The sequence below is a fragment of the Bacillus sp. FSL R5-0439 genome, assembly GCF_038008805.1.
In the GTDB taxonomy this organism is placed as follows: Bacteria; Bacillota; Bacilli; order Bacillales; family Bacillaceae; genus Bacillus; species Bacillus safensis.
The window spans coordinates 194670-219019 of record NZ_JBBOZW010000001.1 but is presented as its reverse complement, the minus strand read 5'-3'; the positions used below and the strand labels follow the sequence as shown (position 1 = coordinate 219019).

The following is a 24350-nucleotide window of genomic DNA, read 5'->3' as shown; positions in this document are numbered from 1 at the left end:
GTTTGCTCTGTTGGTCTTTCTTTTATAAAATATCCAGCCAAATTTTGACCGCTGTCGCTGTAATCATTACAGCAAGTGCCCATTGCAAATAGACGGCATTGATTTTCTGACCGACCTTAGCACCAAGCGGAGCGGCTGCCAAACTTGCGGCCATCAGCACAATCGCAGGAAGAAGCATGACTTGACCCGTCAATACCTTTCCAGTCGATGCGCCTATAGCAGAAAGAAACGTAATCGCAAGTGATGACGCAATTGTCATTCGAACAGGAATTTTTAAAATAGACAGCATGACAGGTACTAAAATAAATGCACCGCCTGCGCCTAATACCCCGGAAACACTGCCAATTACAAAGGCAATACCTGATGCCAGTCCTTTATGAAAAGTGACTTCACCCTCTGCGTCTGCACGCTGTCCTTTTTTCGGAATCAGCATGAGAATAACCGCCACAATGGCAAGTAATCCATAGACGAGGTTCATCCCTTTCTCTGGCATAAAATGTGATACATAACTGCCTAATAAGCTGCCCGCCAATATACTGCTTCCCATATATAAAATCAACGAGCGATGTAAATATCCGCTTTTCCGATACGCCAGTACACCACCCAGCGTCGAAAAAAGCACTTGAATGGCGCCAATCCCTGAAACCTCGTGTGCTGATAATGCCATCACACCGAGAAGAGGCGGGATATAAAGCAGCATGGGATAGTTGATCACAGATCCGCCGATCCCCACCATTCCTGATAAGAAGGAACCAATACATCCGATGATAAAAAGTGTAATCAAAAACGCAAAATCCACGCTGGTCTCCTCCTTTGCAAAAGGAAAAGGGGATCTTCAGCAGATACCCCTACATCCTTTAGGACCCTTTTCTCATCCAGAACTTCAGCACGTGACCTTCTTCTGTCTGCGTGATCAATTCATGTCCGCTTGACTTCGCCCATGCAGCTAAGTCAGCTTTAGCCCCTTTATCTGTTGCATGTATTTCTAAAACTTGACCTTCCGCCAAGTCGTTCATTTTTTTCTTCGTTCGAATAATCGGCATTGGGCATGCAAGCCCTGTTACGTCTAATAGTTGATCAGATGTCATTTGATCGTTCCTCTTTTCTTATTTTATTGAACATTACCGAATCGCACAACGGTTTGGACCAATTTCCATTTCCCGCTGCTCTTCATCGTCTGGAGTCAATTTCCCCATGTTGGTATACCGGATGTCTTGATAGGCGTTTGGCTGTGCAGGAAGATTCTTCGTGACCATTTGTCTAAATACATCTTCATCTTCAATGTTCAGTCCATGATTTTCTTCAAATAGAACGCCAAGTTCCTTCCAAACGCTTCCGTCTTCATTCACTTCTTCCATGACCATGAAATGCGCAGGTAAAACAATTAATTCTTTCGAAAGCGCCATATATCGGTCATAAAGTGTTTCTCTCAAATCACCTACCCAGTCCTCCGCCAGTCCAGCGAGATCAGGTCTTCCGATGGAATCAACGAACAAAATATCACCTGAAAGAAGAAATTGATTGTCTACGATAAAAGATGTTGAGCCGATCGTATGTCCCGGGGAATAAATGGGTTGAATGTCGATGGAAGCTGTTCCAATCGTTATCCGCTGTCCTTCTTCAAGATGTTTGTACTCAAAGGTTACCTCTTCTGCATCTTTTGGTGGCAGCCAGTAAGCAGCTCCTGTCTGATCAGCTAGTTTTTTCCCACCAGAAATATGATCCGCATGAAGGTGAGTATCCAGCACATGCGCCACCGAAACATCATGCTTTTTCGCAAAATCGATATAGACCTCCGTCATTCGAGCAGCATCCACAACCGCAGCTTCTCCATTGGACATGATCATATAGGACAGACACCCTTTGCCCATCCGTACAAATTGATACAGCTCTCCACCGCCGCTTAAATCACCAATCTTCACTGGCTCGACATGCTCACTCCATGCCTTCATACCACCTTGTAAATAACTGACCGTTCTGCCCGCCTCTGACAGCATCTCCGCCACCATAATAGAGGAGCCCTCTTTGGCACACACAACGAGCACTTCTCGGTCTGTTGGTACTTTCTCGACCATATCCTCTACGCCATCAAGAAGCTCAAAGTAAGGCACATTGATATAATCAACGGCTTTTCCTTCAATCTTCCAGTCCTGTACATCTGATTCGTTTCGTACATCTAACAAAAAGATGGGCTCTTTGTTGATAATCTTTTTTGTTAACTGTTCTGCTGTCATTTCTTTTACAGACATCGTTTTATTCAGCTCCTATTTTTCAATCTCTCCTGTCCAGCTGTTCATGCCTGGCACTATATTCACTAATTGTTGAAATCCTTTTTCTTTTAACTTTTGCGCGGCTAATTCACTTCTTCTGCCTGAATGACAGATGAGGTAAATAAGCGTATCCTGGCTCAATTCTTCTGCACGGTGTTCGACTTCTCCAAGAGGGATGTGAACAGCTCCTGGAATATGCCCCGCCTCGTATTCATCCAGTTCTCGTACATCTAAAATAAACAAAGATTGATCTTCTTTTACCTTCTGTTGGAACGTATTCAAAGGCATTTCCGAAATCATTGACTCCCCTTCTTTCTCTTGCACTCCACCTTTACGTATCAAATGATGAAGCACCTGTCCTTCTACTTTTGTTCCTAAAAATTCGTGGCCGGCACTCTTTGACCATGCCGCTAGATCCGCTGCTGATCCTTTATCGGTAGCTTGCACCTCAAGCACGTCTCCTGGTAATAGCTCATTCATTTGTTTTTTTGTTTTCACAATCGGCATCGGACATGCCAATCCTTTTGCATCTAAAATGACAGTTGGTTGCTGCACGTGATGTCCTCCTTCATATAGGGGTGGGGGTATATTTTATACATACTTAATGCCAAGCATTCATGCCACCCTTGATATTCGTAATTTGTGTAAATCCTTGCTTCTTCAATATTTTAGCTGCCTGCATACTTCTCATCCCGCTTTGGCATATCACATAGACCTCTTTGTCTTTCGCAAGCTGATTTGCTCGTTCTTTTAGCTGAGGTAATGGGATGTTGCGAAATCCTTTAATATGGTTTGTTTGAAATTCTACAGGAGACCGAACGTCAATCAGTTGTTGATGCTGCCTACGCAATTGAGGTTTCATATCGGCTGCATCCATTTGTTTTACACCCTTTACAGGAAGAAAACGGCTCACCAGCAAACCAATGACAATGATGATCAAAAGTGTTTGAATCATTTGTTAACACCTCACTAGATAAATAAATTCACATTCCCAATTTCAGCCTCTGCTAAATACGCCGCCACACCAGCATATTGAATATCATCTAATAATTCTTTCTCCTGCAATCCTAAAAGGTCCATCGTCATTGTACATGCCACGAGGTTAATCTCCTGTTCCTTCGCCATATCAATAAGCTGCGGCAAAGTCATGGCATTGTGCTTTTTGATCACGTGCTTAATCATCTTTGGGCCCATTCCAGCAAAATTCATCTTTGAAATGCCCATTCGATCAGCCCCGCGCGGCATCATCTTGCCAAACATTTTTTCTAAAAAACCTTTTTTCATTGGCACCATCTCATCCTTGCGCAAGGCATTCAGCCCCCAAAACGTATGAAAAATCGTCACCTCATGATCATAGGCCGCTGCACCATTGGCGATAATATAAGCCGCCATCGCTTTATCATAGTCTCCACTAAATAGCACAATCGTCGTGCGTTTTTTCTGTTCTTCCATTCTGCTCCTCCTTTTTCAATTACCCTTGGGGGTATATATAAAATAAAAAATATATACATATACCGGTAAGGGTATATTATAACAAGTAAAAAAATCCGTCAACCTCCAAAGGCTGATGAATTTCTTACCGGCTTTTCACCAATAGCTCAACCGCTTCTTTCACAAGACCCTCCGTATCCTTGCCTTGTTCAAGACTTTCACGGACACATTGTTCAAGATTTGTACTCACAATCACACCCATTGCACGATCAATGGCATTGCGTGATGCAGACAGCTGCGTCACCACCTCGCGGCAATCCTTTCCCTGCTCCATCATCGCAAGAACCCCTTTAATCTGCCCCTCAATCCGGCGAAGACGATTCTTCATCTGCTGATTATATTCCATTCGCAAGTACCCCTTTCTATTGAATTCCTATGAACAGATAGTATACCCTAAGAGGTATTTAGTCAAACGACTTGTCCTTCTCTTTTGTAGAGAACGTATGTGAAAATAATTGCACATTCCACCATTTATTGATAAAAAGAAAATAATCAACGAACGAGAAATCATTGAAAGAAAAGAGGGCAACCTATGACTTTACAGCATTATATTGGATCAAACAAAGAACTGCCGCTTGGGACCATTGGTCAAAATCCTACCTATAAACCACTCTCTGAACTCAATATCAAATTGTTTGATCAAAAACAAAAAAAGCACAAAACCTATCAAAAAGAAGATCCTTTAATAGAAGTATTCGAAACAGAAGAGGATTTCGAAGGCATTCACATTGATTATTTAGATCCTTTCTATGAAACGGTAAGAAACAAATTCACACATCCTTTTGTTTATGAATTGGACATCATTCATTCTCTTCGTGCACTTTTTAAATTCATTGAAAAAGAGCTTTCAAAAGGAGAAACCATCGAAATCTATTCTTGTCTAAATGAACTCGAAACGAAAGAAAAGGATGATCAATTGGATGTAGAAATTGACCTAAGCAAAAAACGGTTTGGAAAACATATCTATTTTAAAGACATCAATGAACTGATTGATATGTTTGAGTTAGAAAACTTACAATATGTGTTGGTGAAGAAATAGACCTCCTGCGGTAAAAGTATAGAGAAAAGGAGACACTATCATGAACTTGACATGTGAATCTAAAAATTTTGATGATTATTTATGTGAACTAGCTGAAGTTGATTATTCTCATCCTCTTATTCGAGCAAAATCAAATGAACTTTTCAACCCTTTGCAGACAGAAATAGAAAAAGCAAAAGCAGCCTCTGAGTTTGTTCGAGATGAAATTCCCCATACATGGGATATCCAATCCAAACGAGTGACTTGTCATGCATCTGAGGTATTAACTTATAAAGAGGGAATTTGCTATGCAAAGTCCAACCTATTAGCTGCTCTATTGCGCTCACAAGAAATACCCACAGGTTTCTGTTACCAGCGGTTAATGTTGTTCGATACGCCAGATAAAGGATATTGTATTCACGCATTAAATGCTGTATTTTTTCATTCACTTAATAAATGGATTCGATTAGACTCTCGCGGCAACAAAACAGGAATTGATGCTCAATTCTCACTTGATCATGAAAGATTAGCTTTTCATACTCAACAAGAATTAGATGAAGTCGACTATCCTTTGATATATGTTAAACCACATCCAAAAACAATGAGCGTTTTAAAAGAACATACAGATGCTATTGAGATGTATAAACACCATTTACCAGAAACGTTATAGGCTTGGGGGGCAAATAGACTTCGACAAAGCCAAACGTGAAAATAAACCAGTGCTTATCAGCATCGGTTATGCCCACTTGTCGCTGACGGCATAGGATCTATTTTATATTTAATGGCCATAATAACTTCATCCAAATGAAACCTAGCCTTCAATTAAACGTTTCAACTTAAGCTCCGTATCAGTATCCTCAACTGGAGTATAGACACTGCATCTTAAATCAGTATCCCCATACACTTGTAATGAAGTGAGGTTAAACAACATTTTACCTGCCTTAGCATGACGAAATTCAATTAATACTTCAGGCGCATAGCTGATCTCATTTTCATTCCAAATTTTACGAAACTCAGGATATGCCTGCTCCATTTCTTCTATAAATTGCTCATACCAGTCATCAGCTACATACTGTCCATAATACGTTCTAAATATGGCAATATATCCTCTAACAAAATGCTCCCAATTCACGGCTAGACTTTTAAATTCCTTTCTTGCGAATAGTAAGCGTATGATATTCCTTTCTGACGGGATGATTTGTTCAAAGTCCAAAAATACATTAGCTGCTGCTTGATTCCACCCAACAATTTGACTTCTTCTATCAGATATAATCGTTGGGCAATAACGAAGCTCCTGCAACATTTTCACTAAAGCCGGACTGATTTCCTTCTCATTCTCAATGATAAAGGATTGTTTCACTCCTTCCTCTAACGCTAAAGCGTACAAATATCTCCTTTCATCGTTATTTAATTGTAATGCTCGAGAAATCGCATCTAATACCGAAGTAGATACTTTTATATCTCTGCCTTGCTCTAACCATGTATACCAAGTAAGACTCACACCGGCTAGTTGAGCCACTTCTTCTCTTCTTAGTCCTGGTGTTCTTCTGCGGGTTCCTACAGGTAAACCAACCATTTGAGGAGTGATTTTCGAACGTTGATTCTTTAGAAATTCTGATAAAGCTTGAAGTCTAGTTTCAGGTTTCATGAAGATCTCCCTTTAAAATATTATTAATTATACTAGGATAAACAACAACTTGTAATAGGATAACACAATGGCTAAAGTTAATAAAAACAAGGAGGGAATGATCATGAAAAGAGTTGTCATTACTGGAATGGGAGTTATTTCTCCACTGGGAAATGATGTGAATAGCTTTTGGAATCAACTAATAAAAGGACAATCGGGAATATCTTTCATTGATTCTTTTGATACAACTGATTATAAAACAAAAATAGCTGGAATCGTTCGTGATTTCGATGCAGATAAAATATTGGGAAGAAAAGAAGCAAAACGATTAGATCGTTTTAGTCAGTTTGCCTTAGCAGCAGCCGAACAAGCATTAGAAAATTCACAATTACAGTTAGATCAAGTTGATCTTGAACGTTTAGGCGTATATGTTGGTTCAGGAATCGGGGGAATCCAATCGCTTGTTGATCAAGTGAATGTATTAGATAAACGAGGCCCCTCAAGAGTAAGCCCCAGCCTTGTCCCCATGATGATTTCAAATGCGGCTGCGGCCCAAATCAGCATAAGATTAGGGGCACAAGGGCCATCATTGTCACCAGTCACAGCTTGTTCTATTGGGAACACCTCTATTGGTGAAGCTTTCAATGCGATCCGAAATGATGATGCAGATATTATATTTGCCGGTGGAGCAGAAGCTGCCATCTCACAAATATCTTTGGCCAGTTTTGGAAACGCACATGCACTATCTACTAGAAACCAAGAGCCAAGCCTAGCCAGCCGTCCATTCGATACAGATAGAGATGGTTTTGTGATGAGTGAAGGCGCAGGTATCTTAGTATTAGAATCATTAGAAAACGCGATTCTTAGAGATGCACCGATATTATGTGAAGTAGTGGGATACGGAGCTAGTTCAGATGCTCATCATATGGTAGCATCACACCCAGAAGGTAAGGGTGCCTACTTAGCCATGAAAAAAGCATTGAGAAGTGCAAACATATCAACAGATGAAATTGATGTTATTAGTGCTCATGCAACAAGTACACAAGTAGGTGATCGTTCAGAAGTTCTAGCGATTAAAAAATTATTTGGTGATCGTTCAGGTGAAATTCCAACAACGGCAAACAAGTCAATGACTGGGCACATGTTTGGTGCTGCCGGCGGAGTAGAAGCCATTGCTTTAGTGGAAAGTTTGAGACGAGGAATGATTCCGCCAACTATTAATGTAGAGAATCAAGATCCAGACTGCAACTTAGATGTTGTATTAGAAGCGAGAGAGCTTTCATTGAAATATGGGCTATCCAATTCTTTTGGTTTTGGAGGACATAATTCAGCCATCTTGTTAAAGCATTACGATTGATGTAGCTATCAAGGGTTTATAGCCCTTGATTTTTTTCATTTTGGGAATACCTCACAGACAAATGATGACGGGCAACAGCAATCTGATATATTAAATAGAGAAAAGAGAATACTAAAAAACATTTAGAAAGGAAGGTGATTCCATGCCAAACAACCAAACACCCAACCCGCTCATCCATGAAAAATCACCGTATCTCCTTCAGCACGCTCACAACCCAGTACACTGGTACCCGTGGGGGCAAGAAGCGTTCGATAAAGCCAAACGTGAAAATAAACCTGTGCTTGTCAGCATTGGCTACGCCACTTGCCATTGGTGCCACGTCATGGCACACGAAAGCTTTGAAGATCAACAAGTCGCTGACATCTTAAATGAGCATTTTATTTCAATCAAAGTCGATCGTGAGGAGCGTCCAGATATCGACTCTATGTATATGTCGGTTTGTCAGATGATGACGGGGCAAGGCGGCTGGCCGTTGAATGTGTTTGTCACGCCGGATCAAAAGCCTTTTTATGCGGGGACATATTTTCCAAAAAGAAGCGCATACGGACGTCCTGGCTTCATCGAGGCACTCACACAATTGCTGGATGCGTACCATAACGACCGAGATCATATTGAATCATTGGCAGAGAAAGCGACAAATAATCTGCGGATTAAAGCAGCAGGGCAGACAGAAAATACGCTGTCTCAAGAGGCAATTCACAAAGCCTATTATCAGCTCATAAACAGCTTTGATACACTGTATGGCGGATTCGCCTCCGCCCCGAAATTTCCTGCACCTCATATGCTCTCATTTCTGATGCGCTATTACGAATGGACGGGGCAGGAGAATGCGCTATATGCGGTCACGAAAACGTTAGATGGGATGGCAAATGGCGGTATATACGACCATATTGGGTCGGGCTTTTCTCGTTATTCGACGGATGAAAAATGGCTGGTGCCTCATTTTGAAAAGATGCTGTATGATAACGCCTTGCTGCTGGAAGCTTACACAGAAGCGTATCAGCTCACCTCAAAACCTGAGTATGAAAAGCTTGTCCGACGTCTGATTCAATTTATTAAACAAGATATGATGAATCCAGGCGGCTCCTTTCATTCAGCGATAGACGCAGATTCCGAAGGGAAAGAAGGACAATATTACGTCTGGTCAAAGGATGAGATCATCACCCATTTAGGAGAGGAACTTGGCGCTTTATTTTGCGAAGTCTATCACATCACAGAAGAGGGGAATTTTGAAGGGGAAAACATCCCTCATACCATTTCCACCTCTTTTGAGGACATCAAAACCTCTTTTTCAATTGATGACCATACACTTCATTCCAAGCTGCAAGAAGCCCGACACATTTTACAATCAGTCAGACAGCAGCGACCTGCGCCGCTTGTAGATGACAAAGTGCTCACATCTTGGAATGCGCTGATAATCGCGGCTCTCGCCAAAGCAGGAAGTGTCTTTGATTCAGAGGAAGCGATTCTTATGGCGCAGCAGGCGATGTCTTTTCTAGAAACACATCTTGTTCAACATGAGCGGCTTATGGTCCGCTACAGAGAAGGTGACGTGAAGCATCTCGGCTTTATCGAGGATTATGCGCATATGCTAAAAGCGTATATGTCTTTATACGAAGCGACTTTTGAATTAGATTGGCTGGAAAAAGCCAAAGCCATTGCCGAGAACATGTTTGAGCTGTTTTGGGACAAGGGAAAAGGGGGCTTTTTCTTCTCAGGTTCAGATGCGGAAGCGCTCCTCGTTCGAGAAAAAGAAGTGTACGACGGTGCCATGCCTTCTGGTAACAGCACCGCACTCCACCAGCTTCTGAAGCTAAGCAGAATGACTGGACGTCAAGACTGGCTGAAAACATTAGAACAGATGTTCAAAGCCTTTTATGTCGATGTCTCTTCCTACCCAAGCGGACACACAGCGTTTCTGCAAGGTCTCTTGAGTCAATATGCGGCAAAAAGAGAAATCATCATTCTTGGGAAAAACGGCGACCCTCAAAAAGAACAGCTTTTACAGGCGCTTCAAAAACGCTTCGTGCCATTTGATATCATATTGACTGCCGAAACAGGGAAAGAATTAGCGAAGCTCGCGCCCTTTACAAAAGATTACAAAACAATCGACGGCAGCACCACCGTGTATATTTGTGAAAACTACAGCTGCCGCCAGCCAATCACCAATATCGACGAATTGATGGAACAGTTATTCCACGATTAAGTTTGTCATATGATGACTATGAGAAGACAAAATGAGGACAAACAGATAAAAAACATGTCAATCCGCTAACAAATCGTCTGTACGGTTTTATTTTTCCTAAAAAACGGTTAGAATGCGCACTAGACGTTCTCATACCGAAGGGAGAGAAAATGATGAAAAAGGTATCATACACACTCATCGCTTGTTTGTTATCTGTTGGACTTGCAGCCTGCTCGTCAAACGATGCCAAACAAGATAAGCAAAACGATGCAGCCAAAAACAAGGAAACAACACAGGCTGATCAAAAAGAACAGCAAAAGCAAATGGAAGAAATGCAAAAGAAATTAGACGCACAAAAAATCGATGATCAAAAGGTCGTTGCGACCGTCAACAAAGACAAAATCACAGGCAGTGAATACAATAGCGCCTTATCTACTATCCAAGGCCAGCTTCAGCAGTCCGGGCAAGACCCAACTTCTAAAGAAGGCGAGAAAGCAGTCAAGAAACAAACCATTGATGCGCTCGTAGGCCAAGAGCTCATCCTGCAAGATGCTGAGAAGAAGGGCTTCAAAGCCTCTGACAAAGAAGTAGATAAGCAGCTAAAGGAAGAAAAGAAACAGTTTAAAGACAACGCTCAATTCGAAGAAGCACTGAAAAAGAGCGGACTTACATTGGATCAGCTGAAAAGCGACATTGCCGACAGCATCAAGTACAGCCAATATGTCGACAAAGAAATCAAATCAGCCTCCGTCTCTGAGAAAGACGTCAAAGCGTACTATGACCAATACGCAGACCAAATGAAAAAACAAAAGCAAAAAGCACCAGAATACAAAGAGGTTAAATCACAAATTAAAAAACAGCTAGAATCTCAAGAAAAGCAGAAAGAAGTACAAAAAGAAATTGAAAAGCTAAAGAAATCTGCGAAAATTAATGTGTCTCTGTAACATCTAAGAAAAAATCCGCCATTGTGCGGATTTTTTTGTTACTTCACGAACCATTTTTCCAAATTTATGACAAAAGCCTCATCATAAACGTCTCTTTCATCCGATATGATGGGAGTACAAAAGAAAGCGCTAACAATTCTTTTGTCTCTGAAAAGGTACAGGATCAAAAGCCATTCTCGTACTTTTGCTTCAGTCAATCGGACATCTACAAAAGGAGGATCTTTATGTTCAAATGGTTTAAACCTGCTCCGCATATCGACAGGCTTGATGATGCCAAAACAGACGAGACCTATAAGCGGCTGCGGCTGCAAGTCTTTCTAGGCATCTTTATCGGGTATGCGGGCTACTATTTGCTGCGCAAAAATTTCGCTTTTGCCATTCCATATCTACAGGAAGAGGGGTTCACGAAAAGTGAATTAGGCTTTGTACTCGCAGCCGTATCCATTGCTTATGGCTTTAGTAAATTCATCATGGGGATGATCTCAGACCGCTGTAACCCCAGATACTTTTTAGCTGCCGGACTCTTTTTATCAGCTCTTATCAATATCCTATTTGTCTCATTTCCGTGGGTCACATCCAGTGTATGGATCATGTTTTTGTTCATGTTCTTAAATGGCTGGTTTCAAGGCATGGGGTGGCCGCCATGCGGACGTACGATGGCACACTGGTTTTCGGTTAGTGAACGTGGTACGAAAATGTCCATTTGGAATGTCGCTCACAATATCGGCGGGGGGATTCTTGCACCGCTTATCACATTAGGAATTGTGCTGTTTGCGACGTGGAAAAGTATCTTTTTCTTCCCTGCCATCATTGCCATTATCGTCTCCTTCGTGATCATTCTTCTCGTACGGGATACCCCGCAATCCACTGGTCTTCCGCCAATCGAGGAATATCGAAATGACTATCCGGCACAAAAATATGAGGATCAAGAAAAAGAATTAACAGTGAAAGAGATTTTATTTAAATATGTACTCAACAATAAATTCCTATGGTATATCGCCATTGCCAACGTGTTTGTGTACTTCGTCCGTTACGGTGTTGTTGACTGGGCGCCGACCTACTTAACAGAAGCGAAGGGCTTTTCACCAGAGCATTCACGCTGGTCTTATTTTCTTTATGAATATGCAGGCATCCCCGGTACATTATTGTGCGGATGGATTAGTGACCGCTTCTTTAGAAGCCGCCGCGCACCAGCTGGCGTCATCTTTATGGTCGGGGTGTTAATTGCCGTTCTCGTTTACTGGCTAAATCCTGCTGGCAATCCAATGGTCGATAACATTGCCCTCATCAGCATCGGCTTTTTGATTTACGGACCTGTTATGCTCATTGGACTTCAAGCCATTGATCTCGCTCCGAAAAAAGCAGCTGGCACTGCTGCCGGACTGACAGGCTTCTTCGGCTACATTGGCGGCTCTGCATTTGCCAATGCCATGATGGGTGTCGTCGTTGATCACTATGACTGGACAGGAGGCTTCATTTTACTGGTTGGTTCTTGTGTGCTTGCGATTGTTTTCCTTGCGATGACATGGAATACAGGAAAACGCGTAGAGCAAGCTTAATGAAAATCACATAAAAGATTCATATCCGCCCAACATGCTCTTTACATCTATTTCTTATGATGAAGGCAGTTACCGTAAAAGGAGGTTAAAATATGAAGAAAAGTAGATTACTTGCTTTCGTGTTGCTCTCTTTTGCTTTACTGTCTTTTGCGTGGGTGCCGGCCACCATATCGGCTCATGAACATCTTTTATCTCCAGATCGTATCCTAACCGTTGCACACCGCGGAGCATCAGGGTATGCACCAGAGCATACCCTGGCTTCCTACAAGCTGGCCACAAAGATGAATGCTGATTACCTCGAACTCGATCTTCAAATGACAAAGGATGGACATCTCATCGTGATGCACGACGAAACCGTTGACCGGACCACAAACGGAACAGGGTGGGTCAAAGACCTCACACTTGCCGAAATCAAACGGCTTGATGCGGGCACATGGTTTAACGAAGCCAATCCCGACAGACAAAATGCCCACTATATCGGACAGAGAATCCTTACATTAGATGAGGTGTTGCGCTATTTCGGAAAACGAGAGAATTATTATATTGAAACAAAAAAACCAGACCTTTATCCGCAAATGGAAGAAAAACTATTGGCCGCCTTAAAGAAACATCATCTTCTTGGGAAACACACAAGAAAAGGGCAGGTTATCATACAATCCTTTAGTCAAGACAGCCTGCTAAAGCTGCAGAAATTAGCTCCACGCCTTCCAAAAGTACAGCTATTAGACAGAGCCCAAATGACATCCATCACAGACGATCAGCTCGACTTTATTAAAACGTACGCCGTGGGAGTCGGACCGAATTTTAGAGCTTTAACACCTGAAAACGTCCAGCAGGTCAGAAGCCACGGACTGCTCCTTCATCCATATACGGTCAACAGCGAAGCAGACATGACACGTCTTCTGCAATACGGCGTCACCGGTCTTTTCACCAACTATCCAGATGTCTTTCAGCGTGTCAAAGCTTCTCTGTAAACGACAAAAGCCTCGCGGTCCACTCCGCAAGGCTTTTGATTATTTCACCGTTTGATCAGAAGAAGCTGTTTCAATCGGTTTCCGTTTCCCAATTCCAAATACAAAAAAGCTAAGCGCCACTAAAATCAAGAACCCAATTGCTACAATAAGAGAAATACGCGTATCCTGATTAATGAGCATAAACACAAGTACCATTACTAAGAATCCGATTGTAAGATAGTTAGAAAACGGTGCTAGCGGCATCTTGAACGGATGCTGATCAAGCGCTGCTCCCTTCGCCTTTCTGAAGCCAATATGACTAATCAAAATGACAAACCAAGGCACCATCCCAGGAAGAACACTCGCACTATACACATAGACGAAAATGTTTGGCGGAGAAACATAATTCAGAACAACTCCTATCGCTAGACCAATCAGCACAGCGAATGTCCCAAAATACGGTACACCATTTTTCGAAATTTTTGTAAAGAAAGCAGGCGCCTGACCATTTACACCTAATGTATAAAGCATACGGCCCGCACTGAAAATACCACTATTACAGCCTGACATCGCTGCTGTAATCACAACAAAGTTAATAATACCTGCCGCTGCTGTAATTCCGATCTTCGCAAACGTCGCCACAAATGGACTGCCAAGCGTATTCAGCTGATCCCATGGATACACAGTCACAATGACAAAGATCGCACCGATATAGAAAATCAAAATACGCCAGATGATACTTTTGATGGCATTTGTCAGCGTCTTTTCTGGATTTTGTGCTTCACCTGCTGTAATCCCAATCAGCTCAACACCCTGATAGGCAGCAATGACGAGCGACAATGCAAACAAGAATCCGGTAAATCCACCTGTAAAGAACCCGCCGTGCGCCCACAGATTAGACAAGCCAATAGGCGTCCCGCCATTTCCAAATCCGAAGAAAATAATGCCTAGACCTGCAACAATCATCAAGATAATCGTCACAATTTTGATCATCGCAAACCAAAATTCAAATTCACCGAACGACTTAACCGAAATCAAGTTGGCCGCTCCTAAAATGATCATCGCAATTAACCCTGGAATCCACGCAGGCAGCTCTGGGAACCAATATTTCATATAAGCCCCAACAGCAATAATTTCAGACATTCCGACAATGACCCACTGGAACCAGTTACTCCAAGCCGTCATATACCCTGCAAGCGGATGAATATATTGATGCCCGAATGTAGCAAACGACCCTGTACTCGGCTCAAGATATAACATTTCTCCCATCGCTCGCATAATAAAAAAGATAAAAATACCACACACTGCGTACGCTAGAAGAACCGATGGACCTGTCCATTGAATGGCCTTCGCTGACCCCATAAATAAGCCAACACCGATTGTGCCGCCAAGAGCGATCATTTGAATATGGCGGGCACTTAACCCTCTCTTTAATTCCTTTTGAGCCACTTTTCTTCCCCCTCATCAACAAACAACATAAAAAATAAAAATCAGAATTTTCATTCTGATTGAGAAACATCAATCTTTCGATGTATATTATCATAATAAATCTACCCTTAAAAAACAATTGTTTTTTTGAGGAAAACACTATTAACAAAATATTCTGACATAAAAGTAAGTTCAAATTATTTTATATTGATATAATCAATAACCAGAAAAATCTTCAAAAAAAGACCGCTCACACGGTCTTCTAAGCTCAAACTGTAAATTTATAGGAACATCGGCAATTGCTTTCCTAAAACACTTTCCTCTGGTAAATCGCAGTAGAAAGCCCCCAAGACAGCAGGTAGAAAAGCATAATCAGCACAGCTGACCCCGTATATAAAATAGGGATCGATAAATTCATAATAAAATCAGTGATCCCACTGAATTGCTCTGCTAAATAGAGAACAACAGGTGGTCCCATAGCAGATAATACGATAAAGCCAATAATCACTGCCGTTGTGATATAACCGGGCTTTAAGATATAAAACAATGGAAAAGTACACGCCGCGAACAATAAAAACAACCCGCTGCCAATCGCAATATCTGACAGCGAAAACAGCTTCCCAAACACAAATAATGCAGCACTTGTCAGCACGATCGCAATACTCATATAGAAAATGGCGCCAAGATAACGTGATGCGATAATTTCTTTACGTGTATAAGGTAAGGAGTTTAATAGAATATTCGTTTCTGCCTTTTCATCATACGCATATGTGTTAAATGGAATGAAGACACTAGCAACTAGAAACGTCAATACTGGATGGACATCCATGAAAATAAAAAATAAGATAAACGGAATAAAAATAAGTAACTGCTTCTTTTGCAAAATCACATCACGCTTAATTAAATGAAACATGCGCAACCCCGCCTTTCAAATAAAACATGATATCCTCAAGCGACGCCGGTTCAATCACAACAGCATCCCCAAAAATGAGTTTCACTTCATCAATCCGATCGGTTAATGCTTCAAATCCGGCTGCTGTACGCATGATATGGACAAAGGCCTTTTCTGTGTCTCGATCCAATAACTCCAGGCTTCCTTTCACAAGCGCATAACTTTCTGCCACTTCATGAATCGACTGTTGAAACACCAATTTTCCATTTTGTATAAACGCAATATAATCCGCGATCCGGTCTAAGTCAGTCGTCACATGCGTCGAGAAAAAGATCGTCCGATTTCCATCAATCATCAATTCTTGTAACGTGCTGAGCAGCTCTCTTCTAAAAACCGGATCTAAACCAGCAGTTGGCTCATCCATGATAATCAGCTCTGCATGATGCGACAGCGCAATCGCAAGCGACGCCTTCATCTGCATCCCTTTTGAGAATGTTTTGATCGCTTTATTCAGCGGCAGACCAAACTGCTCAATATATTGCTCAAAAAGCCGGTCATCCCAGCGTTTATAGGCAGGTGCTACAATTCGTTTGATGTCCTTTAAATTCAATCCTGGGAAAAAAACGTTAGCATCGTAAACAAAGCCGATTCGTTCCTTAATCTCTTTTTCATGAGTATGATAATCCAATCCAAAAACCTTGATGTCACCTGAATCGGGTTTTAACAAATTCATGATCATTTTAATGGTGGTCGACTTACCCGCTCCATTCTCTCCAATAAACCCTGTAACAAATCCTTTCTTAACTTGTAAATCTAGATTCTGAACTGAAAAATCCTTGAATCGTTTCAAAACTCCTGTGAATTCAATCACATGCTCCACTCATCTCACTCCTCATATAAGAACTTTAATAACTGCTGCAATTCATCAAAAGATAAGCCTAATTCTTTCCCGTTTGTGACAACCGCTCCAAGCTGTTCCTCGATCACCTTCAATTTCTTCTCTCTCATCACTTCTACGTTTTGTTCAGCAACAAAAGATCCCTTGCCTACAATTGAATAAATAAATCCTGCCTTCTCTAACTCTTCATACGCTCGCTTTGTTGTAATCACGCTAATTTGTAGATCCTTCGCCAGCTTGCGAATAGACGGCAGTGCTGCGCCTTCTGCAAGCTCACCCATTAAAATCATCGATTTGATTTGATTCGTAATTTGCTCATAGATGGGCTCCTTAGAATGGTTTGAAATCGTAATTTGCATATAAAAACCTCTTTTTTCACATAGTTAGAACAAAATAATGTATATATACTATATATACATTATATACACATTAAAAGAATATTCAACTATTTTAAAAAATGTTCTCCTCATTTTTTTAAAATAAAAAACCGCACAGCCCAAAAGCCATACGGTTCTTTAACAAAATGCTTTATTTCCAATATACCCATTTTCCCATAAGCCACTCCACAGGACCTCTTCTCCATTTTTTCAAATAGAGATAGCTGATGAACAGCTGTGCTGTGTACAGTCCGACAGCAAGAAGCAGCCCAAACATTGACCCCAATTGTCCAAATAGACCAAGTCCATAAGAATAGAAAATCGTTGTACAAATAATCGACTGCGCCAAATAGTTTGATAGAGACAAACGGCCAAGCCCTGCAAGCAGACGTTTCAACCCTTGTGCAGCCTTTGAATAGTAAAAAACAATAAACGCTTGAATATAACCGATCGTCAGGACATAGGCTCCTAACGTCAACACCATTTCACTCCAAGGAGCATCAATAAACGTCGCACATTTTAAAGCAAGCCCGATGATAATCATCCAAACCCAGCCTTTACGATAAGCCATGCCTCGATCTTCTTCTGTCAAATGACCCTTTTTCCCGATCGCCATGCCAAGCAGTGCAAATGGACCGATCATGATAGGAGCATAGAGAAGACTTAAAATTGGTGTCATAGTAAGTGTTACAATTGCCATAATGATGGAGACGATTACCATATCATCTTCAATTGTAATCCGGCTCAATACAATATCGCCATATGTACCAGTCCCATATACATTCGTTAATAAATCAGGATTTCCGTAAATAAAATTCATTAGAGATGGATAAATCACTAAAGATAAGGCACCTAAAATACCCGACCATATAAACACTGTTTTGATTCGGCTGTTTATAAACATCATTAGGAAAAACGTACAAGCTCCATAATAGAGAAGAATGTCGCCACTCCAAATGAAGATTAAATGCAGCATCCCAAGCACAATCAGACCAAAACCACGGCGAACGACAATGGCATTCGTATTTAACCCCTTGGCCTTCGTCGATTCAATCAGCTTGATAAAAGAATACCCAAACAAAAAGGAAAAAATCGGATAAAAAGACCCTTGGAACAAAATTTCCGTCACATATACACCGAATTCCTGCCCCCAAAAACTCGAATCAAACATTTTCTCAAAATCATAATCATATTGAAAATTAAGCATATTCACGATCAAAATACCTAATAAACTAAAACCACGTAAACTATCAATAAACTCAACCCTAGATCCCTTCAACTCGACAGCTCCTTCGGACAATATAAAGATAAAGCATATTTATCATACCTTATTTTTAAAATTAAGGATATATCATCCTATAAAGTTGCTATTTTACTGAAGATATTTTGAACAGGAGTTTCATCATCTTCTATTAATATGTAATATGCTATCTCCATATAAAATGACTTAAAAATTTATAATACAATATCCTGTGATTTCATTTTTTCAATTTCTTTTTTCTTCTTTTGATGAAGCATTCTCCGGCCTCGATTCCATTCTTCGATCAAAAGAGCTAATCCCACCAACAGCAATATGATAAAACCAATATGATGATTTACCTGATACGTGGAATATAACCAACCCATTACTACTAAAAAGATAATAGGAATGCACGCTCCCCACATCAAATGATTTCGTGTTGATAAGAAATACTGCAAAGCAAAAATGCTAACGATTATAAGAAAGTACAAGATTTCATTCATCATCTTTACCCCTTTCTGCTTTATATTTTTCTATTATACCTTTGGCCACTTCTAAACTGATTTTCTCTTCAATTGCAAGTTTTTTTACATATTTAATCAATGTTTCTTGTTCTAACGTGTCATTTAAACGAATTAATTCAATAATTCTGTCTAGACGAGTCCTGACCGTAGGATAGGACACATCATAATCTTTTGCCATTTGTTTTAAAGAGCCTGAACTGAGAATAAATTTTCTGATAAATTCTCTATCTTCAGCATCTACAGCTAGAATCCACGTAGGAATATCTTTTTCCATGTATCCACAACCTCTCTTTGCTAATAGCATAACATATATTAAATAAAAATGATCATAATTTCAATAATTTTTTTAACAATATTAAATTATTTTAAACTTTATTAAAAAATATATGGATAAATGGACTAGATCCATGATATTGTCTTTTTAAGATAACTAAACAATAAATTGGTATTTATAGAGGCTATTATGAATCAAACTTTAGAAAAATCACTTATTTTTTTAGGAATTTCATTATTTATTTTATTATCGATTGGAAGTTTTATATTGCATGAAGGTACAAGAAATAGTGAGGATACAAACAATTTAATTCAAAGCTTCTTACAAGATGAAAACATCACAGGTATCACACCAGAACAAATAATTGTAATTCTTTCGAACGGAACTATATATATGATCATTTTATCTATGCTAAGCAGCTTAGTTGGGGCAATTTCTTTACAAGTCATGAAAAGAAATGTGCGGGCTGCAGGTATTATGTTAATCACAACAGGTATTTCAAGTAGCTTATTAACTGTTTTCTCTGGCTTAATTGGCAGTGCTGCATATTTAATAGCTGGAATGATTGTAATTTCTAAAAATCATTCAGCCACAAAAAATAAAATCCATCTTTAGAGGAGGGGATGTCATGTTTGCAATAGGATTGAAAGAGTTTAAAGTACTGTTTAAAAGTATACGATCCATCCTAATTGTTTTTATCATCATTGGAATTTCAACAGGTACTGCAAAAATCCTTAGTCAATTTAGTAATCAATTCGATTCTCTAGGTCTAAATGAAAATGCATATGTAGGTGGATTAATGGTTTTACTTTTTATTGCCGCACCACTTTTTATCACAAGTCTCGCTCATAACGCTGTGAATAAAGAGGTTTATTCTCGTACAGTTCGTTTCTTAGTCACTAAGACGTCCAGAAGTAGTATCTTACTTGGAAAATTTCTCGGGAATTTTCTGTTTTGGGTTGTATGTTTAACAATTTCTTTCATTCTAATAATGCCTTTCTCAAACGCATTTTACTTTTTAGAATTGATTCAGTCCATCATCTTTATCTCGTACTTTTTAGGGTTCAGCTTGCTGCTATCTACTATTATTTCAAGCCCTTCAATTACGATGTTTTTAGGCATAACAATATCCATTATTTTGCCGATCATTGGTATGATCAGCATCGGAACTACAAATGTTTTCATTCAAATCGTAAGTTACATCACACCATATTATTATTTCACAAACGATCAGACTGACTTCACTTATATTGTGGTCATATTCCCTGTCATATTTTTACTCATAAGTATCATCACTTTAAGAAAGAGGGATTTATAGTGTATGCACTTAAAACAAAAAAACTAACAAAAAAGTATGGAAATAAGATCGTGGTTAATGAAATAGATTTGACCATTGAAAAGGGAAAAATATTTGGGTTTTTAGGGAAAAATGGTGCTGGAAAGTCGACATTTATTAATATGATAACAGGCATCATTCAACCAACCGGAGGATACTACGAATTATTAGGTTACAAAAAAGCGCAACAAAAAGAATGTTGGAGGAGAATAGGAGTTCTTCCTGATTATTCATCACTTTATGAAAATATGACAGCCATTGAACATATGGAGTATTTCAGCAAAATATTGAAGTTATATTTGAAGAAAGAGGATTTATTAGAACTCCTTGATAAAGTTGAGTTAAAAGATGCTGCAAAATTAAAAACTAAACACTTTTCTTTCGGAATGAAAAAGAAACTGGGAATTGCACAAGCACTGATCAATAATCCAGAACTCATTTTCTTAGATGAACCTACTTCTGGGGTCGATGCGAACTCAGCATTGACAATCCATTCCATGTTGAAAGAAATCGCTGCAAATGGGACAACTATATTTTTAACATCACATAACTTAAATGAGGTAGAAAAATTATGTGACGAGGTGGCCATCATGAACAAGGGTGTTCTTCAAGCGAAAGGTAGTATCGAGGATTTAAGAAAAACCTATAAAAAGAATTTGACTGTTTATATTAAACACAGTGCCATTTGTAAGAACCAGCAGGAATCTTTATTAAGAGACTTGAAGGAAAACGTGGAAAAATGCAAAATTAACGAATTAAATTCCCATCTAGTGATTGAGGACGAAGCAAGAATCCCAACCATCAACAAACTATTCTTATCAAAAAATATTGATATTTTTAGATTAGAAGTCGATGAGCCCTCTTTAGAAGAAATATTTATGAGCATTGACAATCCCATTTAAACAATCCATCAACTGTAGATTTATAAACGACATTTTATTAAATCTACAGTTGATAAGAATACTCTTTATAATGATGTCTGTTCTTCTTCTATGCGCATGACAAATTTAAGATAAAACAAGATGGCCAATCCTAAAAAAATAAAGGAAAATTCCCATTCAGAACTAATTGGCACCACTTCAAGAATGAAAATAATCACTAGAACGATACCAACTCCTGCATAGAAAAATGCATTTCTTTTTAACTCTTTATTTGATCGAAACATAACGATCCCCTTCTCTTATTTATTCCAAGTTTATGTGGCGTAATTTTTATAACATATACACATTTAATATTACTCATCCCCTTTTTCCTTTAGCTGAAAAGCGATAATTTTCCCTAAAGCTTCCTCTGCAGCAAAAGGAGTAACGCTGCCTGTTGGATTTTCTTGTTCTTGTTTTAAGCACTCGTACATTTTTTTTTCGATTTTTGATGGATCAATCCAAGAAATACACCATGATGCCCAAAAACAAGTAGGTCCCTCATAACGTTTCGCTAATGGCAGAAGAAATGGCAGACTAGGCTGACCAATCCTCATGAGTGACGTGGCAGCTGCCATTCTTGTATCCTCTTCGTCACTTTCTAATAGCTGTGCTAGCGGTTCAGCTGCGTCCCCCGCATCTGCTCCAAATTCACCCAGTACTGCTGCGGCAATATTTCGCAGAGACCCCTTTTCTTTTAAAGCTTCAACAAGCACTGGCACTGCATCTTTTCCTGACTTTCTCAATTCCCCCATTGCTTGAACGATCGTTACTTCATTTGTATTGGCCAATTGTTGAACGGATTGAGACAGCTTATTTTCTGGTTTCATTTACAATCAACTCCTCTTTTTAATGAACCGCACGGTATCGATAACAAAGCACATAAAATCCAGCCCCAGCCGCTAGGGATACAATTGTAGTCAACAAGCCATCAGTGATGAGATAAATGCTAATCATGACCATCGCACTGATCACAGACGCAAATAGCAATGATCGATAATAGGCGGCCAAAGCAAAACTCCTTTCTCGTCTCAGAGGCTGCATAAAGGCAAAGAGTCGTATGACCAAAAACCATATATAAACTCCTCCACCAAATAAGGTCCAATACAAAACATCCTGAATCTCAACCAAATAAAGAGAAATCAAGTAGAAAGCATACAGCCAAAAGGTTTGAAACACTTCTAACAGAATGATTTTTTGATATAAAGCACCTGGAAAAAGGTAGAGCACTCCTGTTTGTGCGTGTCTTACAATCCCTGCATAGTATGAACTAAAAAGAACGGATGCCGCGATGACGATCAAGAATAGATTCAGCCAATCTGAAAAATAGGTAAAGACGACATAGTAAGTACCAATTAACAGCATGGTAGATAGTACATGGAAAATCATATACTTTTTAATCAGCAATAATTCAATCCAAAGAAAAGCCCAAACGCCCGTTAATGCTGGAAGTCCCCACCATGTCCTGCTCTTTTTTTGAACGATTGGACTTGATTGAATATGTTTCCCCTCAAATTCCTCCCAAAATACTGCCTCCTTGACTAAAGACTCCTTCATCTCTAAACGATGACTAGCACTGTACATCATCATGAAAGATAGAAACATCACTCCAATAAAAATGAAGACAGAAAGAATGGAGAACTCTTCGATCATACGTCCAACTTGAAACATTAAAGAATCAGCAATGTTCATCAATGAAGGCTGTTTCATCACCAATTGATTCAAAACAAGTAGTGCAAAGCTGAAGAACATCAAGACAAAACCGAGTAAGAGCAAACGCTTGTATACTCGAATGGTTCTAGCACAAGAAACCGCAATCATCCAAGTTTCGACCAAACATAACAGCCCTGTTAGAATGAGTGATTTGCCAAGCAGAAACGGGTACTGCTGCGTCATAAAAAACAAGAGTAGATCGGCAGCTACAGCAGAGAAAATGAGAAGAGCCCCTCTCCAGAAAATGTGATACATCCACACACTGATAACAACCGTCCATAAAGAAACGCCATTTCCATATAACCAAATGATATCGTTCATTTGGCTAGGCAGCCGGTTCGTAAACAAACCAACCCCCGTATAAAGAACAAACAAACAGATAATGATCCATCCAGCTGTACCCGTATTCCAATCACCCATACTTGAAACTGCACTTAGCTGAAAACCAATTGCCGCTATGAAAAGAAGTAAGATCAGAAAAGGCATTTTCTTTTCTTGATTTTTACTGATCAAGCGCCTTTGAGATTTCATCCATAAAAGGGAGAGTGTGTTATTCACTTGACCACTCCCCCAAAAGTTGAATAACTTCTGCCCTCCACTCAACCTGTTCTTCCTTTAATTGAGGAACATCCATACTCTTCATGATGGCACCGTCTCGAATAAATACCACCCTACTGGCTGTATCGAGAACGAACTCCAGACTATGAGTCGACACAAAGACCGACCCACCTTGACTGCTTTTTTGTCTCAGCCAATCCGACAGCCACTGTTTAGACGGAATATCTAACCCGACAGTCGGTTCATCTAATATAAAAAGGGAGGCATCTTGAACAATGGCTCCTGCTAAGACGACACGCTGCTTTTGGCCTCTTGAAAGCCTTCCGCACAGTTCATTCATCTTCTTTTCCATATGTACTTCTTTCAACGCTTCATATACCTTTTCCTTGATCTGTTTTAAGCCTTTATGATATCCACGTGCACGGAATTGAACATGTTCAGCAGCCGTTAAGTCTGGATACAAATACGGCTGATCAGGAATAAGAGCTACTTGTTTTTTGACATGGGCATGACCAGGCGGGAAACCCTCTATGAGAATTTCCCCTCCATCTGGTTTATATAGACCTGTTAAACACCGAATCGTTGTCGTCTTCCCGGCACCATTAGGCCCAAGCAGCGCCACAACCTCCCCTGGTTCGATGGAAAATGACAGATCCTCTATCCCATCACCATTTCTATATCGTTTGCTTACATTCTGAACCTCCATGAATGGCATCAAATCTCTCCCTTTTATTAGAGTGATGTATGCTTATCTATGGTGTGTTAAAAATCAAAAACGAATGTCAT

General features: G+C 40.0%; 29 protein-coding genes. 10 read left to right on the top strand and 19 right to left on the bottom strand.

Annotation, left to right across the window (positions count from 1 at the left end; genetic code table 11):
* Positions 1-22: 22 nt before the first annotated feature.
* The 7 genes from NST59_RS01255 to NST59_RS01225 all read right to left on the bottom strand — a co-directional run bounded on the left by NST59_RS01255 (position 23) and on the right by NST59_RS01225 (position 4107).
* Positions 23-799 (bottom strand): sulfite exporter TauE/SafE family protein, encoded by a 777-nt coding sequence (locus NST59_RS01255; RefSeq protein WP_059374510.1) that lies wholly within the window; start codon positions 797-799, stop codon positions 23-25.
* 58 nt (positions 800-857) lie between these two features.
* A complete protein-coding gene (locus NST59_RS01250; RefSeq protein WP_024427452.1) occupies positions 858-1088 on the bottom strand; it encodes a sulfurtransferase TusA family protein in 231 nt (76 codons plus the stop codon).
* 33 nt (positions 1089-1121) lie between these two features.
* Positions 1122-2249, bottom strand: coding sequence for an MBL fold metallo-hydrolase (locus NST59_RS01245; RefSeq protein ID WP_144490668.1), 1128 nt, complete (start codon positions 2247-2249; stop codon positions 1122-1124).
* 15 nt (positions 2250-2264) lie between these two features.
* A complete protein-coding gene (locus NST59_RS01240) occupies positions 2265-2825 on the bottom strand; it encodes a sulfurtransferase TusA family protein (protein ID WP_106025747.1) in 561 nt (186 codons plus the stop codon).
* Between the two features lie 46 nt (positions 2826-2871).
* The gene (locus NST59_RS01235; protein WP_047204147.1) at positions 2872-3225 is read right to left on the bottom strand and encodes a rhodanese-like domain-containing protein; all 354 of its coding nucleotides are present in this window, start codon (positions 3223-3225) and stop codon (positions 2872-2874) included.
* 14 nt (positions 3226-3239) lie between these two features.
* Positions 3240-3722 carry a DsrE/DsrF/DrsH-like family protein gene (locus NST59_RS01230; RefSeq protein WP_041088802.1) on the bottom strand — a complete coding sequence of 161 codons (483 nt, stop codon included), beginning with the start codon at positions 3720-3722 and terminating at the stop codon, positions 3240-3242.
* A gap of 124 nt (positions 3723-3846) precedes the next feature.
* Complete coding sequence (locus tag NST59_RS01225; protein WP_003217059.1) at positions 3847-4107, bottom strand: metal-sensitive transcriptional regulator; 261 nt, start codon at positions 4105-4107, stop codon at positions 3847-3849.
* 186 nt (positions 4108-4293) lie between these two features.
* Here NST59_RS01225 and NST59_RS01220 point away from each other — a divergent pair, with 186 nt between their 5' ends.
* Positions 4294-4800: a hypothetical protein gene (locus tag NST59_RS01220; protein ID WP_126682132.1), complete on the top strand. Its 507-nt coding sequence runs from the start codon at positions 4294-4296 to the stop codon at positions 4798-4800.
* 40 nt (positions 4801-4840) lie between these two features.
* Positions 4841-5449 (top strand): transglutaminase-like domain-containing protein, encoded by a 609-nt coding sequence (locus NST59_RS01215; protein ID WP_341039699.1) that lies wholly within the window; start codon positions 4841-4843, stop codon positions 5447-5449.
* Positions 5450-5590: 141 nt separating this feature from the next.
* Here NST59_RS01215 and NST59_RS01210 read toward each other — a convergent pair whose 3' ends face one another.
* Entirely contained in the window at positions 5591-6427 is an 837-nt protein-coding gene (locus tag NST59_RS01210; RefSeq protein WP_059374499.1) for a helix-turn-helix transcriptional regulator, read from the bottom strand.
* Between the two features lie 103 nt (positions 6428-6530).
* Here NST59_RS01210 and fabF point away from each other — a divergent pair, with 103 nt between their 5' ends.
* The 5 genes from fabF to NST59_RS01185 all read left to right on the top strand — a co-directional run bounded on the left by fabF (position 6531) and on the right by NST59_RS01185 (position 13425).
* On the top strand, positions 6531-7763 hold the full coding sequence (gene fabF / locus NST59_RS01205; RefSeq protein ID WP_144516420.1) for a beta-ketoacyl-ACP synthase II: 1233 nt from the start codon (positions 6531-6533) through the stop codon (positions 7761-7763).
* 142 nt (positions 7764-7905) lie between these two features.
* Complete coding sequence (locus NST59_RS01200) at positions 7906-9969, top strand: thioredoxin domain-containing protein (protein ID WP_341039694.1); 2064 nt, start codon at positions 7906-7908, stop codon at positions 9967-9969.
* 152 nt (positions 9970-10121) lie between these two features.
* Positions 10122-10892 (top strand): SurA N-terminal domain-containing protein, encoded by a 771-nt coding sequence (locus NST59_RS01195; RefSeq protein ID WP_039176104.1) that lies wholly within the window; start codon positions 10122-10124, stop codon positions 10890-10892.
* Between the two features lie 224 nt (positions 10893-11116).
* Complete coding sequence (gene glpT / locus NST59_RS01190) at positions 11117-12451, top strand: glycerol-3-phosphate transporter (RefSeq protein WP_041088787.1); 1335 nt, start codon at positions 11117-11119, stop codon at positions 12449-12451.
* Between the two features lie 92 nt (positions 12452-12543).
* A complete protein-coding gene (locus tag NST59_RS01185) occupies positions 12544-13425 on the top strand; it encodes a glycerophosphodiester phosphodiesterase (RefSeq protein WP_327842353.1) in 882 nt (293 codons plus the stop codon).
* A 39-nt stretch (positions 13426-13464) separates the two neighbouring features.
* Here NST59_RS01185 and NST59_RS01180 read toward each other — a convergent pair whose 3' ends face one another.
* From NST59_RS01180 to NST59_RS01150, 7 genes are all read right to left on the bottom strand, one after another.
* Entirely contained in the window at positions 13465-14853 is a 1389-nt protein-coding gene (locus tag NST59_RS01180; protein WP_039176097.1) for an amino acid permease, read from the bottom strand.
* Positions 14854-15139: 286 nt separating this feature from the next.
* On the bottom strand, positions 15140-15745 hold the full coding sequence (locus tag NST59_RS01175; protein WP_058837211.1) for an ABC-2 transporter permease: 606 nt from the start codon (positions 15743-15745) through the stop codon (positions 15140-15142).
* On the bottom strand, positions 15729-16604 hold the full coding sequence (locus tag NST59_RS01170; RefSeq protein WP_144490663.1) for an ABC transporter ATP-binding protein: 876 nt from the start codon (positions 16602-16604) through the stop codon (positions 15729-15731). The genes NST59_RS01175 and NST59_RS01170 overlap by 17 nt, the downstream gene beginning before the upstream one ends.
* 5 nt (positions 16605-16609) lie before the next feature.
* A complete protein-coding gene (locus NST59_RS01165) occupies positions 16610-16981 on the bottom strand; it encodes a GntR family transcriptional regulator (RefSeq protein ID WP_144490662.1) in 372 nt (123 codons plus the stop codon).
* Positions 16982-17150: 169 nt separating this feature from the next.
* Positions 17151-18278 carry a DUF418 domain-containing protein gene (locus NST59_RS01160; RefSeq protein WP_106025756.1) on the bottom strand — a complete coding sequence of 376 codons (1128 nt, stop codon included), beginning with the start codon at positions 18276-18278 and terminating at the stop codon, positions 17151-17153.
* A 176-nt stretch (positions 18279-18454) separates the two neighbouring features.
* On the bottom strand, positions 18455-18742 hold the full coding sequence (locus NST59_RS01155; RefSeq protein ID WP_126682125.1) for a hypothetical protein: 288 nt from the start codon (positions 18740-18742) through the stop codon (positions 18455-18457).
* Positions 18735-19037 (bottom strand): DUF2089 family protein, encoded by a 303-nt coding sequence (locus tag NST59_RS01150; protein ID WP_046313618.1) that lies wholly within the window; start codon positions 19035-19037, stop codon positions 18735-18737. The genes NST59_RS01155 and NST59_RS01150 overlap by 8 nt, the downstream gene beginning before the upstream one ends.
* 189 nt (positions 19038-19226) lie before the next feature.
* Between NST59_RS01150 and NST59_RS01145 the strand changes: the two genes are divergently transcribed.
* Genes NST59_RS01145 through NST59_RS01135 form a run of 3 tightly spaced genes read left to right on the top strand, consistent with a single transcriptional unit; the run spans position 19227 to position 21275 of the window.
* Positions 19227-19652: a DUF4064 domain-containing protein gene (locus NST59_RS01145; RefSeq protein WP_046313615.1), complete on the top strand. Its 426-nt coding sequence runs from the start codon at positions 19227-19229 to the stop codon at positions 19650-19652.
* A gap of 13 nt (positions 19653-19665) precedes the next feature.
* A complete protein-coding gene (locus NST59_RS01140; protein WP_046313613.1) occupies positions 19666-20355 on the top strand; it encodes an ABC transporter permease subunit in 690 nt (229 codons plus the stop codon).
* On the top strand, positions 20355-21275 hold the full coding sequence (locus tag NST59_RS01135; RefSeq protein WP_126682124.1) for an ABC transporter ATP-binding protein: 921 nt from the start codon (positions 20355-20357) through the stop codon (positions 21273-21275). The genes NST59_RS01140 and NST59_RS01135 overlap by 1 nt, the downstream gene beginning before the upstream one ends.
* A gap of 65 nt (positions 21276-21340) precedes the next feature.
* Here NST59_RS01135 and NST59_RS01130 read toward each other — a convergent pair whose 3' ends face one another.
* The 4 genes from NST59_RS01130 to NST59_RS01115 form a co-directional block, all read right to left on the bottom strand.
* Entirely contained in the window at positions 21341-21538 is a 198-nt protein-coding gene (locus tag NST59_RS01130; protein ID WP_076839397.1) for a hypothetical protein, read from the bottom strand.
* A 69-nt stretch (positions 21539-21607) separates the two neighbouring features.
* Positions 21608-22123, bottom strand: a complete 516-nt coding sequence (locus tag NST59_RS01125; protein ID WP_269773267.1) for a HEAT repeat domain-containing protein — start codon at positions 22121-22123, stop codon at positions 21608-21610.
* Between the two features lie 19 nt (positions 22124-22142).
* Positions 22143-23564 carry a sporulation killing factor system integral membrane protein gene (gene skfF, locus NST59_RS01120; RefSeq protein ID WP_269773266.1) on the bottom strand — a complete coding sequence of 474 codons (1422 nt, stop codon included), beginning with the start codon at positions 23562-23564 and terminating at the stop codon, positions 22143-22145.
* On the bottom strand, positions 23557-24279 hold the full coding sequence (locus NST59_RS01115; RefSeq protein WP_341039675.1) for an ABC transporter ATP-binding protein: 723 nt from the start codon (positions 24277-24279) through the stop codon (positions 23557-23559). Before NST59_RS01115 ends, skfF begins: the two co-directional genes overlap by 8 nt.
* Between the last annotated feature and the right edge of the window lie 71 nt (positions 24280-24350).

Bases quoted from the DNA above. Each gene is read 5' to 3' on its own strand.
- NST59_RS01200 (WP_341039694.1), top strand. From the start codon at position 7,906: ATGCCAAACAACCAAACACCCAACCCGCTCATCCATGAAAAATCACCG.
- NST59_RS01140 (WP_046313613.1), top strand. From the start codon at position 19,666: ATGTTTGCAATAGGATTGAAAGAGTTTAAAGTACTGTTTAAAAGTATA.
- NST59_RS01225 (WP_003217059.1), bottom strand. From the start codon at position 4,107: ATGGAATATAATCAGCAGATGAAGAATCGTCTTCGCCGGATTGAGGGG.
- NST59_RS01220 (WP_126682132.1), top strand. From the start codon at position 4,294: ATGACTTTACAGCATTATATTGGATCAAACAAAGAACTGCCGCTTGGG.
- fabF (WP_144516420.1), top strand. From the start codon at position 6,531: ATGAAAAGAGTTGTCATTACTGGAATGGGAGTTATTTCTCCACTGGGA.
- NST59_RS01195 (WP_039176104.1), top strand. From the start codon at position 10,122: ATGAAAAAGGTATCATACACACTCATCGCTTGTTTGTTATCTGTTGGA.
- NST59_RS01145 (WP_046313615.1), top strand. From the start codon at position 19,227: ATGAATCAAACTTTAGAAAAATCACTTATTTTTTTAGGAATTTCATTA.
- NST59_RS01235 (WP_047204147.1), bottom strand. From the start codon at position 3,225: ATGATTCAAACACTTTTGATCATCATTGTCATTGGTTTGCTGGTGAGC.
- glpT (WP_041088787.1), top strand. From the start codon at position 11,117: ATGTTCAAATGGTTTAAACCTGCTCCGCATATCGACAGGCTTGATGAT.
- NST59_RS01185 (WP_327842353.1), top strand. From the start codon at position 12,544: ATGAAGAAAAGTAGATTACTTGCTTTCGTGTTGCTCTCTTTTGCTTTA.
- NST59_RS01250 (WP_024427452.1), bottom strand. From the start codon at position 1,088: ATGACATCTGATCAACTATTAGACGTAACAGGGCTTGCATGCCCAATG.
- NST59_RS01125 (WP_269773267.1), bottom strand. From the start codon at position 22,123: ATGAAACCAGAAAATAAGCTGTCTCAATCCGTTCAACAATTGGCCAAT.
- NST59_RS01150 (WP_046313618.1), bottom strand. From the start codon at position 19,037: ATGGAAAAAGATATTCCTACGTGGATTCTAGCTGTAGATGCTGAAGAT.
- NST59_RS01245 (WP_144490668.1), bottom strand. From the start codon at position 2,249: ATGTCTGTAAAAGAAATGACAGCAGAACAGTTAACAAAAAAGATTATC.
- NST59_RS01175 (WP_058837211.1), bottom strand. From the start codon at position 15,745: ATGTTTCATTTAATTAAGCGTGATGTGATTTTGCAAAAGAAGCAGTTA.
- NST59_RS01210 (WP_059374499.1), bottom strand. From the start codon at position 6,427: ATGAAACCTGAAACTAGACTTCAAGCTTTATCAGAATTTCTAAAGAAT.
- NST59_RS01215 (WP_341039699.1), top strand. From the start codon at position 4,841: ATGAACTTGACATGTGAATCTAAAAATTTTGATGATTATTTATGTGAA.
- NST59_RS01115 (WP_341039675.1), bottom strand. From the start codon at position 24,279: ATGCCATTCATGGAGGTTCAGAATGTAAGCAAACGATATAGAAATGGT.
- NST59_RS01230 (WP_041088802.1), bottom strand. From the start codon at position 3,722: ATGGAAGAACAGAAAAAACGCACGACGATTGTGCTATTTAGTGGAGAC.
- NST59_RS01155 (WP_126682125.1), bottom strand. From the start codon at position 18,742: ATGAATGAAATCTTGTACTTTCTTATAATCGTTAGCATTTTTGCTTTG.
- NST59_RS01165 (WP_144490662.1), bottom strand. From the start codon at position 16,981: ATGCAAATTACGATTTCAAACCATTCTAAGGAGCCCATCTATGAGCAA.
- NST59_RS01130 (WP_076839397.1), bottom strand. From the start codon at position 21,538: ATGTTTCGATCAAATAAAGAGTTAAAAAGAAATGCATTTTTCTATGCA.